The sequence below is a fragment of the Ignavibacteriales bacterium genome, from assembly GCA_026390595.1.
Taxonomy (GTDB): Bacteria; Bacteroidota; Ignavibacteria; order UBA10030; family UBA10030; genus UBA9647.
Window position 1 is genome coordinate 1 of sequence record JAPLFQ010000010.1, and the last position, 18,469, is coordinate 18,469.

Genomic DNA, 18,469 nt, shown 5'->3' on the forward strand with positions numbered 1-18,469 from the left:
GGCCACGAACAACCTGATGTATTTTCTCAGTGCCAGAAGTGCCGGTTCATTTTTCCCATTGCTCAACGGACAGGACCGACACCAACGATCGCGGCTGTACCATCTTTGGAGTCTGTGACGTCCGGACCATCGATCGCTGCATTCCTCGGCGCACTCGCCGGTGCAACACTCCTGGCTGCCGCACTGTGGTGGCTCTGGACTCCGGCGGGACTCGCCGTTTCCGAAAACTCGTACGTCAACGCGAAACATCAATTTGCAATGGAAGCTCCTCCGGGTTGGGTGGCACTGAGCCCCGACAATTACCAGGAAATGCTGCAGCAACTGGGTAACAGACTTCCGAAAAGCCTGCAGGATGGCCTCTCTAATCGCCGGATTGAGGTTGGATTCATCAAGCTGCTCGAGGAACCAAACTTCTCTCCCAACATCAATGTCGTCGTGATGCAGACTGAAGTGCCCGAGCTGGATGAAAAACAGCTTGAAGAGGGGGCCCGGGTATTGTCAACTGAGTTCAAGAGGTTACTGGCTTCGTACAAGTTGGAGAAATCCGAACTCATCACGGTTGACGAACTGACATGTGCGCAATTCAGCAGCAGCGGCACTCTGAAAATCAAAGTTGCAGATGCAAAGGTGTCTGTCAACGAATCGATCCCCGGTTGGCCGAGGTACACCGAAGATGCTCCCGCCCATTGGGCATCGTTCGATCTGAAAATGACCCAAACCCTTGTACCTGGAAAGAAACGCGCATACATCATCACATGCACGTCAGATGCGAAGCAGGACCGCGACTACAAGCGCGCATTCGACCAGGCCGTTGATTCATTTCGCGTTCTTGAACGGCCGGCTCGATTTGGTCCGATCGTGATGGGGGGATTACAAGGGGGATTGATAGCCTCGCTCGCCTACCTTCTGTACTTCATCGTCGGCTCGTTGATCGCATTTATCAGACGGTAACGCCAATCAGTGCAGTTGGTGCTTCCAATCCTCCGACGGGACGCCAGTCCCGTCCGACTGATTTGCGAGAGTTGAACATTGAGTCGGGTCTGCGATCCGGCTGATAAGTGCCTCCAATCGTCCGACCGGACGCTGGTCGAGTCGTGCTGATCTACGAAAGTTGAACATTGAGTCGGATCTGCGATCGACTGGCAAGTGTCTGCAATCGTCCAACGGGACGCCAGTCCCATCGTACTGAACTACCAGGAGTTGAACATTGCGTCGGGTCTGCGATCCGAAGGACAACGGTTTCGTTTGGTTGGACGGTCAGGCGCGTGGGTGAAACGTGCGGTGGACTTCCTTGAGGTATTCGCGATCGATATGGGTGTAAATTTGAGTGGTAGAAATGTCGGCGTGACCGAGCATTTCCTGTACTGCACGTAGATCTGCACCGCCTTCGAGCAGATGCGTGGCAAACGAGTGGCGAAATGTGTGTGGGTGGATATCTTTCTTGATGCCGGCCCCCCTTCCGTATTTCACAACCATGTCCCGGATTGCGGCACGTGAGAGTTTCCCGCCTCGGAAATTCAGGAAGAGAATATCCTGAGACTTCCCCGGTCTCGCAAGATGCAGCCGCACCTCCCGTTGATAACGGGCAACCCAGTCCATCGCCGATTCCCCTATCGGTACCAGCCGCTCCTTGGAGCCCTTGCCGAACACAAGGACAAGTTCCGAATCGAACATGAGGTCGGACTGCTTGAGCCCGGTCAGTTCGGATACTCTTACACCCGTTGCGTACAGGACCTCGAGGATTGCCCGATCGCGCAAGCCAAGCGGCTGGCGAATATCAGGCTGCTTCAGCACCGTATCCACCTCGGCAACAGAGAGAACTCCCGGGAGATTCTTCGACCGTTTCGGAGTGTCGATGTTTTCCGTCGGATCGTCATCATGCATCCCTTCGCCGACGAGAAAGCGATGAAATCCGCGGACTGCGGAGAGAATCCTTGCAACGCTGCGTGGAGAGAGGTTATTCTTCGCAAGCTCTCTCAGAAAGCCGGCGATAATCTCTTCTGAGACTTTTTGCCCCGTCGGGACATCCTTGCCGGCCAGGAATGTGCGATATTTCGCGAGGTCGAACTGGTAGGAGTGGAAGGTATGGGGCGTGACGCCTTTCTCGAGGCGCAGAAAATCGAAATATTGCCGGATCTCGCTGTCCAACGCGAGGTGTTCCCCATCGGACAATGACCGCACGCGTGTGTGCGTCTTCTTCTTCATGCCGATGTTCACTCCTTACACGATACGCGCCTCTAGTCTGTCGACCGCTTGCTGAGGGCACTCAACACGTTTCCCACGATGAGCGTTGCGGCAACACCGACGAATGTGAACCAGGTCCACGCAACGAGTTTCAACGAGATAACCGTAATCATGATGAAGATGCCGGCGACGAATCCTGCAAGGGCATCTTCCTGTGTCGGCTTTTTGAACAGCACGCCGAGGAGGAATGTTCCCAGAAGTCCCCCGTATGTGAACGAAGCAATGCTCAGGGCGAGTTCGACGACCGTTTGAGTCGTGTTCATGAAAAAGAGCGCCGATCCAACGAGGAGCACAGCCCATCCGACGGTCACCAAGCGGGAGAGTTTCAGCTCTTTTTCCGGAGAGACGTTCTTACCAAAGTACGGTTTGTAGAGGTCGAGCACGGTCGACGATGCCATGGAAGTCAGAGAGCCTGCCAGCGTTGAAAGAGCCACAGCGGTGAGGCCCGCGATCACGAACCCAGCGACGCCCGACGGAAGACTCTGCGTGATGAACCGGGGAAAGATTTCGTCCGCGCGTGTAAGTCCCATCTGCGCAAGTGTTGCACCGTCGTAGTGTCCGTACAGAAGCAGGCCGACAACCAGGAAGAGGGCAAACTGGAAAATGACGATGATGCCGCTGCCAATCATCGCCTTGCGGCTGGCCTGGAGGGATTTTGTCGTCAGGACGCGTTGCACGATCAGATGATCGGTTCCATGCGATGCCATCGAGAGGAAGGCACCGCCGATCAATCCGCCGAAGAGAGTGTACGGCGAGCCCCAGAAGTTGTCGCCAAAACCCAGATTGAAAATGGTGAACTTTCCGGCCTCCATGGCTTTTTGCGTGATCGCGGCCCATCCACCGTCAAACGAGGAAACAAGGAGGATCGCTGAGAGAATCGCTCCGCCGAGATAGATGACCATCTGGAGGGCGTCGACCCAAAGAACCCCCCGTACTCCGCCGATATAGGTATAGAGAAGTGCAACGGCGGCGATGATCGCGATCGCTGTCGGGTAGTTGATGTTGAGAATGAATTTCAGCGGGATCGCCGATGCGAAGAGGCGAACGCCTTCCGCTGCGAGCCGGGTGAAGAGAAAGACAAATGACGCGAAACTCCGCGTTTTCATGCCAAACCGGCGCTCGAGAAACGCGTAGGCAGTTGAGAGTTCGCCTTTGTAATATGCGGGCAGAAATATGAAACTGATGACGATTCGTCCCAGCAGATATCCTATCGTCACCTGCAGAAAGTTCAGGTTGCCAAGATACGCAAGGCCGGGAATGCTGATGAACGTGAGCGTGCTTGTTTCTGCCGCAACGATGGAGAAACAGACAACCCACCAGGGTATCGCATCTCTGCCGAGGAAATAGTCGCGTGTTGAGGCTTGTTTCCCTCCCCGCACAATTCCCAGCACGGCAATACCGATCAGATAGAGTACGAGGATAACGTAATCGAGCGTTTGGAAGCCCACGGGAGACTCCTTGCTGGTACGATGGAAATTCGATTGCCGTTGAAGCGATCGTTGCGGACAAATTTCCGGGAGCTACGTCAGGCCCGGAGCGCCTTCGCTACCGTGTCATGGATGCGGAAAGCTCGGTCAAGGCGGGAAATGCGAATGAGTGCAAGTACTTTCTTCTGGAGCCCGGCGAGTTTTACAACTCCTCCGTTCTCCCTCATCTTGCGTTCGGCGATGAGCAGGGCGCTCAGACCGCTACTGTCGCAGAACTCCACATCGCTCAGGTCAATGACAAGGTTCTTCGTCTGGCGATTGCAGAGGACAAGGAACTCTCCCTTCAGTTCAGGGGAAACACTCGCATCAAGCTTGCGTTCCTTGATCTTCAGAATCGTCGCTTCACCATTCTTCTTCACTTCAAATTGCATGACTTCCTCCTCTTGCCACCGCGTGCCCCTGACCGACCCTCGTTGCAGCAGTCCGATCCGGCTAGAACATTTCAATGCACTTCAACAGCTGAGAGTATACTTGAGTGAGATTGTTCGAAGGCCCAGTCTGAACCTGGAAGTTATAGAACTTGTCGGCGTCCTGCTTGACAAATCCGATGCGCAGCGGCGCTTGCGAGGCGCGACACAGAAATGAGCTTGGCAGTGCGAAGCGGATATTCAGGTCTAACGCCAGATCGAATGTACTCTTTTTCATCTTTCGAAGCAAATCAGAGCGCGGCACGTACCACGCATTGAGTTCTTCAGCGCTGAATGTGAGAACGTTGAACCCGCGCAGGTCCGGCAGATACGGAACGATGTCCTTGCGCGCGACGAGCATGACCTTGCTCGTGTGAAATCGCTGGCCAAGAAACTTCAAGACTCCCTCGATGACCGCGGCCTCGGTGGAGAGTTCGGGCAGAAAGACGATAGGTCTGCGCGCCTCGGAGATCGCTTCGGTGAACCGGACAATCGGATCCCGCACCGTGCGAAAATGAAACCGCGCGTACGATGTTCCAATCTGTAGTCGTAGTTTTTCTAACATAGCGTTCTGCCGTGCTGATCTGCCACGCCCCACTCACACGATGCCGACCGGATGCGAAGCGCAATGCCAACACACGGTTGTTGTACAGTCGCCTTTCGCTCTTAGCTGTTCACGAACCTGATAAATTCTTCCTCTCCGATGGTCTGAATCCCTAACTTCGTCGCCTTGTCCAGTTTCGACCCGGCGTCCGCCCCCACGACAACGTAATCGGTCTTGCTGCTCACGCTCGCCGCCACGTGTCCTCCCGCATCTTGAATCATCTGCTTCGCCTGTTCACGCGTGAACGACAACAGTGTGCCGGTCAAGACCACCGTCTTTCCCGTCAGCGCAGATTGTTTCACACCGCGTCGCCGCTTCTCTTCGAACTGGAGTCCCGCTTTCTTGAGCCGATCAATGATCTTCGCGTTGTGCGCGTCTTCCACAAACCTGCGAACGCTCTCTGCGATGCGGGGTCCAACACCTTGAACCCCCTGCAGCTCCTCGAACGAGGCCTGCATCAAGGCATCCATCGATTGGAACCGGTGGACAATAAGCTGCGCCACGCTCGTTCCCACGTGGCGGATGCCGAGCGCGAAGAGAACCCGGGCAAACGGCCGCTGCTTGCTTTCGTCAATCGCCTTCAGAAGATTGTCGACGCTCTTTTTGCCCCATCGCTCGAGTTTTTCGAGTTCACCTCTTCTTCGTTGAAGTTCGTACACATCGGCATAGTTGTGAACGTATTCAAGGCTCACAAGCTGATCGACGATTGCCTCGCCTAACCCTTCAATGTCCATCGCGCCGCGATGGGCAAAATGTTCAATACGCGCCCTGATTTGGGCCGGACACTCGCTGTTTTCGCAGTAGTAGTTTGCCTCCCCTTCCGGCCTTGCTATGGGCGAGCCGCATGCAGGACACCTGGCAGGCATGGAGAATGGCTTTGTCCCCCGGCGGCGTTTCTCTTTGACGACAGAGCTCACCTTGGGAATGACATCTCCCCCCTTCTCGACAACAACAGTGTCGCCGGGCCGGATGTCGAGTTCCCTGATATAGTCTTCGTTATGCAGCGTTGCTCTTGAGACCGTGGAACCGCCGACAAACACCGGTTCCAATTCCGCAACGGGGGTGATTGTTCCAATCCTCCCGACCTGCAGAGTGATGTCGCTCAGAATAGTCGTACCCTGACGGGCGGCAAATTTGAACGCGATCGCCCAACGCGGGCTCTTCGCGATCATCCCCAACTGCTCCTGCTGTTTCAGCGAATCAACCTTCACCACAACCCCATCGATGTCGTACGGGAGGCTGTCTCTGCGATTTTCCCACTCCTTCCAGAATCCGATGACTCCCTCGATGTTCGTGCTCACGCGAGTGTGTTCACTCGTCGGAAATCCAAACTCATGCAGTACTTTGAGGTTGTCGTAATGGCTCGAGAGGGAAGCCGCTTCACTCCTGATGAAGTAGGAGACAAAATTCAGCGGGCGACGCGCCACAGTTTTCGGATCTTGAAGTTTCAGCGTGCCTGCGGCTGAATTCCGGGGATTGATGAATGTTTTTTCCCCCGCCAGCTCCCGGTCCTCATTCATCTTCCGGAAATCTTCGCGCTTCATATAGACTTCGCCGCGGACCTCAAACTCGCTCAACCCCTTCTTCTTCCCCATCAACCGCAGAGGTATCGATCGAATCGTCCTCAGATTTTGCGTGATGTCGTCCCCCCGTGTGCCGTCACCCCGCGTCGCACCGAGCACAAACACGTCTTCGATGTAGCGGAGACTCACCGCCACGCCGTCGAATTTCAACTCACACACATATCGTAATGGTTCGTTTCCCAGCAATGTGCGCACACGGCGGTCATAGTCCCTCACTTCTTCTTCGCTGTAGGTATTTGAGAGGGAAAGCATCGGCACATCATGCGTGACCGTCCGGAATTCCTTCGTGGGCTGCCCGCCGACGCGCTGCGTCGGGGAATCCGAAGCCGTAAGCTCGGGGTGCGCGGCCTCGAGATCCAAGAGCTCCCGCATGAGCTGGTCGTACTCTCCGTCTGATATCGCAGGCTGAGCCAGCACGTAGTACCGATAATCGTGCTCCCGCAGACGTGAGCGGAGTACTTCCATGCGCTTGACTATGCTCGTACTGACAGCCATGTAATCAATTGCGTTATTGAATTGGCTGGATTCCGGACTGGGTGATGAGGACATTTCTGGCAACTGCGCCGCGCTTGCCAAGAGCTCCGAGATTCGAGCCATTGAGCCGGAAGGTTGCCGCACCTGCATTCCCCATCGAAACTGAAAACTGCTCCTTTGCAGCCCATGAGCGTATTCGACCCGGGGCAAAGAGATACTGGCCGCGTTTTACATTGTCGATCACAATTGCGACCCACACAGAATCTTTGGTGGTAATCTCCAGTCGCAGACTATCGGCTGACGGTCGGACTATCGGCGTCTGCGGAGTTGGTTGGGGAGGCAGCTGCTGAGAGGTCTGCGGAGATGTTTGCGGCGGTGTCTGCTGAGGCGTCTGCTGAGGCGTCTGCTGGGGCTGGGCGGCTGCCGCCTCTGTCTCGTGCACCGCTTTGTCAAATGGAATTCCTGAAAGGGGTTCCTGCGTCGGGACGGCGGATTCCCGGTTCGCGTAGAAGACCACCGCCGCCACAGCCAGAAGGATAACCACCGCTGTAACGATTGACGACGGGGATACTCTTGGAGACCGTATGATTTCGGTAGAAGTTTGCTCTGCGCGCAGCACGTGCGGCTTCGTGCGGTTCACCCATTCTTCAGCTGCGGCGCGAATTTCCTGATTGACCGAGTCGTAACGCCTGAGCACCTCGTCGCCGTTGAGTTCGATGGTGCCTGCGTAGGCACGGAGAAACGCACGAATATACGCCTGCGGGAGAACGGAGAACTTCCCCGACTCGATCGCCTGGAGCATCTTTTCGCTGATGCGCGTCGCTTGGGAGATCGATGCGAGCGAAACCTGTTTCCTCTCGCGCTGACTCCGCAGTTCTTCTCCAAACGTCTCGAGATTCATACTCTGTCTGTATCAGATAGTTGATGCGACATTGAGGCGGGGGCACTGTTGCTCGAAAATGGTAGCGATTATTTGACCGATTTGCAATGACAACACTGCGGGTATCGGTGTCGTGTCTTTCCGATCCTTCGCGCCACGGCACTACGGACCATCCTGTCTTCCGTCAAACACCTCACGTAACACTTTCGACAGCTCTTCCATTTGATAAGGCTTCTGAAGAAATCCGTCCACCAGGTTTTCAATCATCACAGGGTCAAGGCTCTCGTTGCTGTACCCTGTCGAAATGATGATGCGCATCTCTGGTCTGATTTTCTTGAGCTTTTCGAACGTTTCCTTCCCGCTCATCGTCGGCATGTTCATGTCGAGAATCACGGCATCGATCTTCGATTTCTTTGCGGCATGCTTGATGGCATCCTGGCCGCTCTCGACGGCCGTCACTGTATAACCGAGGTGGTCGAGCATGCGGCCGATGAGTTCTCTGACATGCTCTTCGTCATCCACCACAAGAATACGTTCGTGCCCTTGCACGAGCTTCGGCTGTTTGAGCGAGCGGTGGAACTTCTCCCTGTCTGCCAACAGGGGGAAAAACATCGAAAACTGTGTTCCGCTGCCGGGCTCGCTCTGGGCTGTAATGAACCCGCCATGGGAATTGACCACTCCGTAGACCACGGAAAGCCCCAGCCCGGTACCTTTTTCCTTCGTCGTAAAAAATGGCTCAAAGATCCTCTGCTGGACTTCCTGGCTCATCCCCACGCCGTTGTCGCGGATGACAATCGAGGCAAACTCACCGACCCGCGGCTCTCCAAAGACGCTCGCGTGGCGCACGTCCGGATTGACCTCTTGTGTACTGATGGTGACCGAGCCGCCGTTTGGCATGGCATCACGGGCATTGATCAACAGGTTGAGGAGCGCTTGTTGAATTTGTCCGTCGTCGCCCTTGATGATCGGCATGTCCTTCGAGAGATCCTTGATGATGACGATGCTCTTGTCGATACTCCGTTCGAAGAGCCGAAGTGTTTCCTCGACGATATCGTTGAGGATAATGGGTCGGAATTGCGGAGTGCTCTTCCGCGCGAACGTCAGAAGCTGCCGCGTGAGTCCGGCCCCGCGTTTGGCTGCAGTCTCAATGATATCCGCGAAATGATACCATGCGTTGCTCTTGCGCATCTTCCGTTTCATGATCGCGGTAGAGCCCAGTATCGACGTGAGGATGTTGTTGAAATCATGCGCAATACCCCCCGCGAGATTGCCGATGCTGTCGATGCGCTGGGCGTGCAGAATCTTCGACTCGAGCTTTTTCTTTTCGGTGATATCCCGCGCAACGACGCGCATGAACGCCGGTTTCCGCGATTCGTCATAGACGATCGAAGTACTGATGCTTACATCCACAATCTCGCCGGACTTTCCGACAAATTGTTCCTCCAGGCCGGAAACTTCGAGCCGCTTTTCAAACACATCGTTCAGAAGATTCTTCGCCGCAAGATGGTACTGAAGCGGGTACAGTATCAGGGCGGAAAACCCGATCAGGTCCTCTTTCTGGTACCCGAGCCGGTCCACTTCCGTCTGGTTGCAGCTGACGATAATACCTTCACGCGTGAGAATGTGCGACATGTCAGGCGAGTGTTCGAAGAGATCCATATACCGTTCTTCGGACTTCCTCAGCTGCTCAAACAACGTCGCATTCTCGAGGGCGACGCCGATCTGGTTCGAAAAAGCCCCCATCAGCCCCAGTTGCTTTCCCGTCATCTCGCTCCGTTCCTGGCTGGCGACGACGATGACGCCCGCGAACCGGTCTTTTGCTGTGATGGGAACCGATGCCCAGGATGCAAGCGCGCCGAATTTCCAGTTCGCCCCGGCCGCACCGCGCGGTTTTCTGCCGGTGGCCGGCGCTCGCGCCCAGACGATCGAAGTTCCATCCGCTTCGATGTCCGGCGTGATAACGAGCGAGGGGGCCGGCCGCGTCCCATCGAAGGCCCTGAGGACGAGCTTTCCCCCCTCCACATGATAGATCCACCCAAAGTCCACTTCCAGAAGCCGCCGAACTTCCCTGATCGCCTCCTGCAAAAGCAGGCTGATCTCGACGGAATGGTTGACCGCTTCGGCAATCGTGTTGAGCGCAAGGAGTTCACGTTTCTGCTCCTCAAGCTGCTGGCCGTACTTGAGGGTGAAAAAAACGTTGATGAAACCAAACACGCCCGTAGCGATGATGCTTCCGATCAGCAGCCAGTCGATCGTTTTGCCGACTGTAAACAGACGGATGCTGACAATGGTGGCCATCGTCGCGACCACGACCATCGAGGAAACCACCTGGGCCTGCTCAACGGGCCCAAGGGACGTGCGGAATTTTAAGATCTTAAAAATTTTTATCATGAGAGGGATTGGAATGCCGCGGAAAAAGTACCAACAGAGTCCTTCAATAGCAAGTGAGACACGGCGGCGTGCACCCGGCCGGTGATGTTAGTGCGGGAGGTACTGCTTGAGAACGCTGAACAAATCGCCCTCGTCGTACGGCTTGAGGAGACAGGCCGTTGCGCCGAGTTCGCGGGCGACTTTCTTCGCATGGTAGTCATCGATTGCGGAGAAGAACACGACAGGGGTTGAAGAATTCTTCGGGAGGTGCTTGATCTTGTCGAGAAGATCGAAACCATTCATGTCAGGCATGCGCAGATCGCTGACGATCAAGTCGGGCCGGTATTTCGCCAGAAGAACGAGCGCTTCGGCTGCACTCTGCACGGCCTTCACCTGGTATCCTTCTTTCCGCAGTATGTGACTGACGCTCTTCAACCACGACGGCTCGTCATCGACAACCAGGATCTGTTTCTTCTTACTCGCCATGTCTCTCACCATTCCTCAGATGCACCCAATGTACACACTGCCTGTGCCGAAAGCAAATTGATCTCTCCCCGGGCGGAAAACCGACCCTCACGCAGTTCTCAACGCCCGTGCTTTGAATATGATTCCCGATTTCCCTACCTTGTGACGCCGCGCAACCACATCGACAACAAGGAGTCGCCATGAATCAGGACCGAAGAGGGTTTTTGAAGACATCATCGATGCTCGCAGGCGCATCGCTCCTCGCACCGATCTCGGAAGTCTCTGGCGGACAGGCCTCTGTCCCGCAACAGAAGAACGCTCGTATGAAACTCCGATATCGCCCCTACACTCTGGAACTGCGACACGTGTTCACCATCGCGACGAGTTCCCGCACGACCACGCCGGTGATGCTCACCGAGATAGAGTACGACGGCATCGTCGGATACGGGGAGGCTTCCATGCCCCCGTACCTGGGTGAATCACAGGAAGGGGCCGGAGCGTTTCTCTCGAGGATCAACCTCGAGAAATACGACAACCCGTTCGAGATGGAAACCATACTGAACGACATCGATGCAATTTCCACGGGAAACACGGCCGCGAAAGCGTCGGTCGATATCGCGCTGCACGATTTGGTGGGAAAGCTGATGAACCAGCCGTGGTACAACGTCTGGGGGTTCAAGAAGAACGCGACCCCCTACACATCGTTCACCATCGGCATCGACAAAGAGGATGTGGTACGGCAGAAGACGAAAGAGGCTGCGGAGTACAAGGTTCTCAAGGTGAAACTCGGGCGCGAAACGGACAAGATGATGATCGAGACCATTCGCTCTGTCACCGACAAACCGATCACCGTCGATGTCAACCAGGGGTGGAAGGACCGCTCTTTCGCCCTGGACATGATTCACTGGTTGAAGGGAAAAGGGGTCGTCTTCGTCGAACAGCCAATGCCGAAAGAGCAGATCGAAGATATGGCATGGCTGACGGAACGAAGTCCGCTCCCGACATTCGGCGACGAAGCGGTGCAGCGCCTGGCAGATGTCAAAAAAGCCCACGGCGTGTATAACGGCGTCAACATCAAGCTGATGAAGTGCACGGGGATGCGCGAAGCGCACAAAATGATCATGCTTGCGCGTGCTCTCGATATGAAAGTCATGATGGGATGTATGACCGAAACATCGTGCGCAATTTCGGCCGCCTCACAATTGTCACCGATGGTCGATTACGCTGATCTCGACGGCGCGCTCCTCATCAGCAACGATGTGTTCGACGGAACCAGGGTCATCGACGGAAGGGTGACACTGACAGACCGGCCGGGCATCGGGGTGAAGCAGCTGAAGTGAAGGAACTGACATTTGGACGGGCAGCTTCGAAAGCACGAAATGAAGTTGCAGCGAGCGCTTTGGGTCTTCTCATTCTAGATTTCGTATTTGAGGATTCCTTCGGATTTCATGTTTAGGATTTCGAATTTCCTCCCTCCTACTTCTTCGGCACCTCAGGGATCTGGGATGTCCCGACGTATCTCCTGGCACGAACGAAGCTCTTGCGGAGCGACTCGCTGTAGTTGAGGGCGGCCGGGTTGAAGCTGTTGAACTTCACCCATGACCCGCCGGGCGTGTGTATGAACTCCTGCTTCTCCAGAAAGATGGCGACGTGGCTGATCCGCTCCGGTTTGTCTGCCGCCCCTTTCCTGCCAAAGAACAGCAAATCCCCCTTCTTCAGGTTTTCAAAATTCTCGCCCGGCTTGACCTCGTCTCCTGCGCCCGCCTGCTGATCTGCATCGCGATACAGCTCGAGTCCGTTCAAACGATACACGGTTTTCGTGAATCCGGAACAATCCATGCCTTTCGTCGAGGTGCCCCCCCAGAGGTACGGGATTCCGATGAACATTTTCGCTGTCTTTTCGACGTTCTCAGCGCTGAGTTTACGTGATTTCTTCCAGCTCTTGAAATCCTCCACATTCGATTTCTCGATGTACCCTTTGCGGCCGTCAGGCAGTTCCACCTTATCCCATTTCCCTGAAGCGCCAACGCGCTTCATCAACACGCCGGCAACAGCATCACTCACAGGCACAGAGGCCGGATCCGGTTTCTCGCGCACCATCGTGAAGTACGTTGTGACGATCACCTTCTGAGCGGCATTCCATTCTTCCACGCCGGCAGCAGTCGTCACTTTCATCGCGGCTTCTTCCAGCCAGCCGATGTAATGATCCGGCATTTGAACGGAATAGTGCCCTCCCTGCTTCTTCAGGAGCTTCACTGCCGTTCCCATCAACACCTGTGTGGCAAGTTCAGCGGAGTGCCGCGGATGAGTACGGACATTGCCCACACTCGCCGCGACGATGCCGAATCGCTTCTCGCCGAGCTGCTGATCGGGCAGAACCTTGATGCTGTCAATCACCTGACCTCCCAGAATCGTGTGAAGAGTTGAGAGTGCGTCCTCTTTCGCTTTCTGATCATCCACTTCCCCGCGCGCGATCGCGAGGCTCCCCTGCTGGGCATAGGTAACGTCAAAGACCGCGACGCGTTTATCGGGAGCGTAGCGAGCCCTGAGCGAATCAAGCGCAACCGAAGCCGGTGTGTCAACTTTTTGTGTTTGTGCGCTTGCGGTCAGTGCGCAGAGAACAAGGACGAGAGCGATGCGGATGAGAATGGTCTTTTTCATGAGTCGTTTCAAGAAATGAATCCAAGAGTGGTCCTGCATGCAGAGCAGGGTTTGCGAACGGGGAAATATACATCGAATCGCGGATGCTTTCAATCGTCCAGTTTCGAACTCTTCTTCTTTCCCATGAGTGACAAGTCCCGCATTCTTTTTTCAGCCAGTTTCGCGTACCGGGCGCTTTTCTCATACGCGACAAAATGCCGTTTGGCCTGGAGCGCTGCGATGCATGTCGATCCGCTTCCTGCAAACGGATCGAGCACGATGTCTCCTTCGAAACTGTACAGCTGGATGAGCCTGCGGGGCAGCTCGATGGGGAACGGGGCAGGATGACCAACGCGGCGGGCGGACTCGGACGGAAACGTCCAGATGCTCTTCGTGTACTCCAGGAACTCATCTCGCTCAATGGTGCTCTTCTTCCCGGTTCCGTTGCGCGCGTAGCTGTTCTTCGAAAAGATCAGGATGTATTCATGAACATCGCGAAGAGTGGGATTCGTTGCTGATTTCCAGCTTCCCCACGCTGTGGAGGGACCTGCGCTCCCCCCTTTGTTCCAGATAATCTCCCCCCGCATCGAGTACCCAAGCGCAATCACGTCTTCCGCGAGAAACGCGTGTATGGGTATGTACGGCTTTCGCCCGATATTGGCCACGTTGATGCATGCTCGCCCGCCATCGACGAGTGCGCGGTGAGTCTCTTTGAGCACGCGGCGGAGTAAGTCGCGATATTCGTCCAGCGTCAGGTCCTCATCATACTCTTTCGAAACGTTATACGGGGGTGACGTGATCATCAGATGGACGGAATTGTCGGGAAGTTCATCCATGCGTTCGCTGCTTTTGCGGAACACGCGGTCCAGGACATCGCCGCGAGGCGGTTGTTCCTCAGCGGGGCCGGCAACCGCATCGGCGGAAACCGGATAGAGACGGGTGTTGTAGAAGCGGGAAGAATCGTGACTGATGCGGCCTGAGGTACCGAACGATGAGGTTGCTGTTTTCCTGCGGGATGGCTTCTTCACAAGCGCACTGAGAAAGAGTGAATACAACGGTTATGTGCGCCGGAAATCTACACCATATACTATGGAACAGCAAGCTTTTTCTGAAGCCAGTCGGAGAGATCGGAGATACTCTGTTCGCTGATCGTGTGAGGAATGGGATATTCTCTGTAGGTGAGATCCGCCCGGGTTCGCGCGAGCAGATCGTGTGCGCGCCGCCCATACTGGACGGGGATCACGGTGTCATCAACACCATGCGCCACGAAGCACGAGAGTCCCTCGAGCCGATCCCACGCGAACTTGAGAGATGTGTTTTCCGGAACGTAGCCGCTGTGAGCGACGATGCCGCGCACCAACCCGGGCTTCGTCAGCGAGAGCGCGAAGGACATGATGCTCCCCATGCTGAATCCAAGCAGGAACACACGCAGCGGGTCGACCGGATAGTGCTGCTTGACATCGGCGACAAATTGAACCAGCCGGTCGTAGCTTTCTTCGAACTGCTGAGGCTGCGGCGTGCCGATATCCTCCATGTCGTACCACGTGTAACCGCCGAAACCCTGTTCGAACGGGAATGGAGCGCGGGCGCTCACGATGAAGAAACGCGGATCGAGAGAGTCAGCCAGTCCAAGAAGGTCGTCTTCATTCGTGCCCCGGCCGTGGAGCAGAATCAGGGCAGGATGATTCCCTGCCCCAGCCCACTCCGGCTCTCGGATCTTGTGAATAAGCGAAGATGAAATTGGTGACTGTGTCATGGTGTGTGGTGATCCCAAAGCAGCCTGGAAACAAGAAAGCAACGTCAGTTCTTTTTCGCGCCCTGATCGATCCATTGCCGCAGGATCTCGACCTGCTCCGGCGTGGGGGTCGGTTTCCTGCGCGGCGGCATCATCTTGCCAAATGGCGGTTCAGATGCCATTTTCTGCAGCAGCAGGCTTTCTTTGGAATTCCCCGGCTTCACCGCCGCGCCGTGCTTGCCCCCCTTCATCAATGATTCGTAGGAATCCATGAAGAGCTGACTTGGATGATCCTCATCTGCATTGTGGCAGGTCGCACAGAATTTATCAAGAATCGGCGTCACGGCCTTTGAGTACGAAATATCCTTCGGAGATTTCGATGAGCTGCTATCCTGAGCGAACGCACTGAACGTGAATGCGAGAGCTGCAGTGGTTAGAAAGAGCGGGAGAATGCGTAGTCGCTTCACGTGTCCTCTTGCAAGTAGTGTTGAGTTCAATTGTCTTTTGCTCCCTGATTGATCCAGGATTTGATTGTCTGAAGCGTGCTGTCGGGAAGAAATGGACCTCCCTGCGGCATTCGATCTCCGAACGGAGAAGCCGCAGAGAGCTTCCGCACCAGAATACTTGTGTCCGCTTTTCCCGGAACGACTGCCGGACCGTGGTCGCCACCCCGCACCAGCTGCGCGACAGTCGCGACAAACAGGCCGCCGCTGCCACCGTGACATCCATAGCACCCGTAGCGCTGGAATATCGGCGAGACCTGATTGGCGAACGAGACAGTCTGACCTTGTTGCAGAGGCGGATTTGTCGTCGACGGATCAGGCGCCACAGAGGAGCTTCCGATATCGGCGCATCCCGCCAACACGATGGTCGTCAATACTACCGCTGCTGCAAGCGCAAACGAAAAACGCGGATTGTGTCCCCAGTGTGTAGTCACGTGCACCTTTTTCTTGTCATGATAGTTCAATTTTCTTCTGCTTTCCAGCACAACGCCGCCTCGGCACTTCTGCTGCCAGAAGGCGCCCCGCCTGTCCGACCGGGCGCCTCCATCAACCGCTCCATCCTCTCTCTACTTTAGCAGCGTCATCTTCTTCGATTGTATCACGACCCCATCGGCAGCCAACCTGTAGTAGTACACGCCCGAGGGAAGCCTATCTGCATGCAAACTCGTTTTGTAGGTTCCGGGTTCCCGTTGATCGTCGACGAGCGTTGAGACAAGACCGCCGCGCACATCATAGACCCTGAGCGAGATATGCCCCGAACGCATCACCTGGTATGAAATTGTCGTTGATGGGTTGAATGGATTGGGGTAGTTCTGCGACAGAGAGAACTCGTTTGGAATGGTCGACACGTTCTCAACAGCAGTGGCAGCCTTGACCGTAACCGTCTTGTTGGGCGCGAAATTCCATTGATCACCCGAATTGGCTCCGTTGAAGTTCACGCTGTTCGCATTCGCATAGATTGTGTAGGTTCCCGGTGTGGCAGGAGCCGTGTATGAAAACGAAAACGTCGCCAGTCCACCGGTGAAAGGTTGCGGAGAGACATGGGTGAGTTCATCGCCGACTTTCTGTAATGGAGAAGAGGCATTCAGCGTCCCTGCGGAAACAGCAATATCTGTCCCAGCGCGAACTGCCGGGCCTCCCTGTACGGTGACTGTGTAATTCCCAGTCTGATTCGGAGAGAGTTCGGCGGGCCCGTCAATGGTCACATTCACACCGGTTGTTGGACTCGTGCCGTGGCATGTACATCCGTTTCCGTTCTTACGCGTCACCCCCGTCATCCCGCTCGCATGCGCAAATACATAGGAGGCATAGAAGACCATGCCAAGAAACAGGAAACCGTAGACGACATAAGCACCGTAGTGCCTCTTAGGTGACTGCGTAGCCAAATCCATAGCGACTCCTCTTCTGTAAGTGTATGATTGTGTTTTGTGAATATGAAACAACACCTGACTTTATCGCAGCAAAGGCACTTTTTTCGGTTGGATGATTGCACCATTCGCACCTAACTACCGGTTGGCAGAAAATGGATGTGCAAACCCAATGCCAGGGGAAGATGCTGCCGGAGCCTCGAATTCAAAGCAAAATCAGGCGTGTCGAACCAATGCGGAACGGGGCTGCTGTGGAAACAGAGCTACATGGAAGGGGGTACTGGGGATTCAAATCCTCACGAAGCGGGATCATCCCGGCGGTATCTGGCCAGGTCAATACCATATTCCTCGATCTTCTTGTAGACAGTCTTCCGATCGAGGTCCATCGAGTCTGCGACAACTTTCACGTTTCCCTGGTGCTCTTCGAGCATGTGCGCCAGGTACCGGGATTCTGCGTCGCCGACGATTTTTTTCATGTAATCCTTGAAGGGGGCATCCACCGAGACCTCCCGAATCATTGCTTCGGGGAAATTCTCTATCTCGGTACGTCCCGGAATTTCGACTGAACCGACTACTTCCCCCTCTGTTTTGATAATGGCGCGCTTGATTACATTTTCAAGCTCGCGTATGTTTCCGGGCCAATGATGGCTCATGAGGGTGGAAATCACTGCAGGAGAAAACGACGTCACTCTGCCCCCCGACAGGCTGCGGTGCTTGCCGAGGAAATGGTCGGCCAGCAGAGACACATCCTCCGGCCGTTGTTTGAGCGTCGGCAGATGGATCGGGAACACGTTGAGCCGATAGAAAAGATCCTCACGAAACAGCCCGCTCTTCGTCATGCCCTGAAGGTCTTTGTTCGTTGCGGCAACGACACGAAGGTCGACGGGCAACGGCTTGTTACTTCCCACCCGTTCTATTTCCTTCTCCTGCAGGACACGCAGGAGTTTGGTCTGGAGGTGAAGAGGAATGTCTCCGATCTCATCAAGAAACACCGTTCCGCCGTTCGCATCTTCAAATTTGCCGATACGAGCCCGCAAGGCTCCCGTGAAGGCCCCTTTCTCATGACCGAAGAGTTCGCTCTCCAGCAACGATTCATTCAGTGCAGAGCATGTGATGACGACAAAGGGTTTCGATTTTCTCGGGCTGTTGTAATGAATCGCCTTGGCAAGCATCTCCTTCCCGGTTCCGGTCTCACCCATGATAAGTACCGTCGCGTCCGTATCCGCCACCTGCCGGACCAGTTTGAAGACCTGCTTCATCGAATCGCTCTGGCTGATGATATTCGCGAAACTGTACCTCCCGCGAAGTTCTTCGCGCAGCTGTCGCAGCTCGCGATCTTTCTTCCGCATTTCAAGCACGCGCCGGATCTTGATCAGCAGCTCATCGTTGTCGCACGGTTTCGTGATGTAGTCGTAAGCTCCCTGTCGGATCGCCTCCACCGCCGTCCGGACAGACCCATACCCCGTGATCATCATGACAGGTGTCTCCGGGGCCCGCGTTTTGATCCACTCCAGCAGCTCGATTCCGTTCATTCCTTCCATCACAAGATCCGTCAGCACGAGATCGAACTTGTCAGGTGCAAAAACCTGCTGCGCTTCCTTCGCTGTGGCGGCGATATGCGCGGTGAACCCGCTGTCCTGGAGGAGCGCGCGTGTCGCGATTCTAAAGGCGTTGTCGTCATCGACGACTAAGATATGTTCATTCATGGCG

17 protein-coding genes are annotated in these 18,469 nt (G+C 55.3%); 2 read left to right on the plus strand and 15 right to left on the minus strand.

The features are described from left to right. Window positions 1-951, plus strand: a 951-nt coding sequence (locus tag NTU47_03920; GenBank protein ID MCX6132942.1) for a hypothetical protein, incomplete at its 5' end; no start/stop codon positions are given. A 306-nt stretch (window positions 952-1,257) separates the two neighbouring features. On the opposite strand, the gene xerD is transcribed toward NTU47_03920, so the two are convergent. The 8 genes from xerD to NTU47_03960 form a co-directional block, all read right to left on the minus strand. Then, window positions 1,258-2,205 carry a site-specific tyrosine recombinase XerD gene (gene xerD, locus NTU47_03925; protein ID MCX6132943.1) on the minus strand — a complete coding sequence of 316 codons (948 nt, stop codon included), beginning with the start codon at window positions 2,203-2,205 and terminating at the stop codon, window positions 1,258-1,260. Window positions 2,206-2,237: 32 nt separating this feature from the next. Beyond that, on the minus strand, window positions 2,238-3,692 hold the full coding sequence (locus tag NTU47_03930; protein MCX6132944.1) for a sodium:solute symporter: 1,455 nt from the start codon (window positions 3,690-3,692) through the stop codon (window positions 2,238-2,240). A 77-nt stretch (window positions 3,693-3,769) separates the two neighbouring features. Further along, window positions 3,770-4,102, minus strand: coding sequence for an STAS domain-containing protein (locus tag NTU47_03935; protein MCX6132945.1), 333 nt, complete (start codon window positions 4,100-4,102; stop codon window positions 3,770-3,772). 61 nt (window positions 4,103-4,163) lie between these two features. Further along, window positions 4,164-4,703, minus strand: coding sequence for a hypothetical protein (locus NTU47_03940; protein ID MCX6132946.1), 540 nt, complete (start codon window positions 4,701-4,703; stop codon window positions 4,164-4,166). Between the two features lie 101 nt (window positions 4,704-4,804). Then, the gene (ligA, locus tag NTU47_03945) at window positions 4,805-6,874 is read right to left on the minus strand and encodes an NAD-dependent DNA ligase LigA (GenBank protein MCX6132947.1); all 2,070 of its coding nucleotides are present in this window, start codon (window positions 6,872-6,874) and stop codon (window positions 4,805-4,807) included. After that, window positions 6,834-7,700, minus strand: a complete 867-nt coding sequence (locus NTU47_03950; GenBank protein MCX6132948.1) for a DUF4115 domain-containing protein — start codon at window positions 7,698-7,700, stop codon at window positions 6,834-6,836. Before NTU47_03950 ends, ligA begins: the two co-directional genes overlap by 41 nt. A 141-nt stretch (window positions 7,701-7,841) precedes the next feature. Next, the gene (locus NTU47_03955) at window positions 7,842-10,070 is read right to left on the minus strand and encodes a response regulator (protein ID MCX6132949.1); all 2,229 of its coding nucleotides are present in this window, start codon (window positions 10,068-10,070) and stop codon (window positions 7,842-7,844) included. Window positions 10,071-10,157: 87 nt separating this feature from the next. Next, a complete protein-coding gene (locus NTU47_03960) occupies window positions 10,158-10,535 on the minus strand; it encodes a response regulator (protein ID MCX6132950.1) in 378 nt (125 codons plus the stop codon). 203 nt (window positions 10,536-10,738) lie between these two features. On the opposite strand from NTU47_03960, the gene NTU47_03965 reads away from it, so the two are divergent. After that, window positions 10,739-11,854 (plus strand): dipeptide epimerase, encoded by a 1,116-nt coding sequence (locus NTU47_03965; protein ID MCX6132951.1) that lies wholly within the window; start codon window positions 10,739-10,741, stop codon window positions 11,852-11,854. Between the two features lie 136 nt (window positions 11,855-11,990). Here the strand turns inward: NTU47_03965 and NTU47_03970 are convergent, their stop codons facing one another. From NTU47_03970 to NTU47_04000, 7 genes are all read right to left on the minus strand, one after another. After that, a complete protein-coding gene (locus NTU47_03970; protein ID MCX6132952.1) occupies window positions 11,991-13,175 on the minus strand; it encodes a C40 family peptidase in 1,185 nt (394 codons plus the stop codon). An 89-nt stretch (window positions 13,176-13,264) separates the two neighbouring features. Beyond that, window positions 13,265-14,182, minus strand: a complete 918-nt coding sequence (locus tag NTU47_03975) for a site-specific DNA-methyltransferase (protein ID MCX6132953.1) — start codon at window positions 14,180-14,182, stop codon at window positions 13,265-13,267. A 59-nt stretch (window positions 14,183-14,241) separates the two neighbouring features. Beyond that, the gene (locus NTU47_03980) at window positions 14,242-14,910 is read right to left on the minus strand and encodes an alpha/beta fold hydrolase (protein MCX6132954.1); all 669 of its coding nucleotides are present in this window, start codon (window positions 14,908-14,910) and stop codon (window positions 14,242-14,244) included. Window positions 14,911-14,954: 44 nt separating this feature from the next. Then, entirely contained in the window at window positions 14,955-15,356 is a 402-nt protein-coding gene (locus NTU47_03985; GenBank protein ID MCX6132955.1) for a hypothetical protein, read from the minus strand. Between the two features lie 26 nt (window positions 15,357-15,382). Next, the gene (locus tag NTU47_03990; protein ID MCX6132956.1) at window positions 15,383-15,856 is read right to left on the minus strand and encodes a hypothetical protein; all 474 of its coding nucleotides are present in this window, start codon (window positions 15,854-15,856) and stop codon (window positions 15,383-15,385) included. A gap of 102 nt (window positions 15,857-15,958) precedes the next feature. After that, complete coding sequence (locus tag NTU47_03995) at window positions 15,959-16,783, minus strand: T9SS type A sorting domain-containing protein (protein ID MCX6132957.1); 825 nt, start codon at window positions 16,781-16,783, stop codon at window positions 15,959-15,961. A 272-nt stretch (window positions 16,784-17,055) separates the two neighbouring features. Continuing rightward, entirely contained in the window at window positions 17,056-18,465 is a 1,410-nt protein-coding gene (locus tag NTU47_04000) for a sigma-54 dependent transcriptional regulator (protein MCX6132958.1), read from the minus strand. Window positions 18,466-18,469 lie beyond the last annotated feature (4 nt).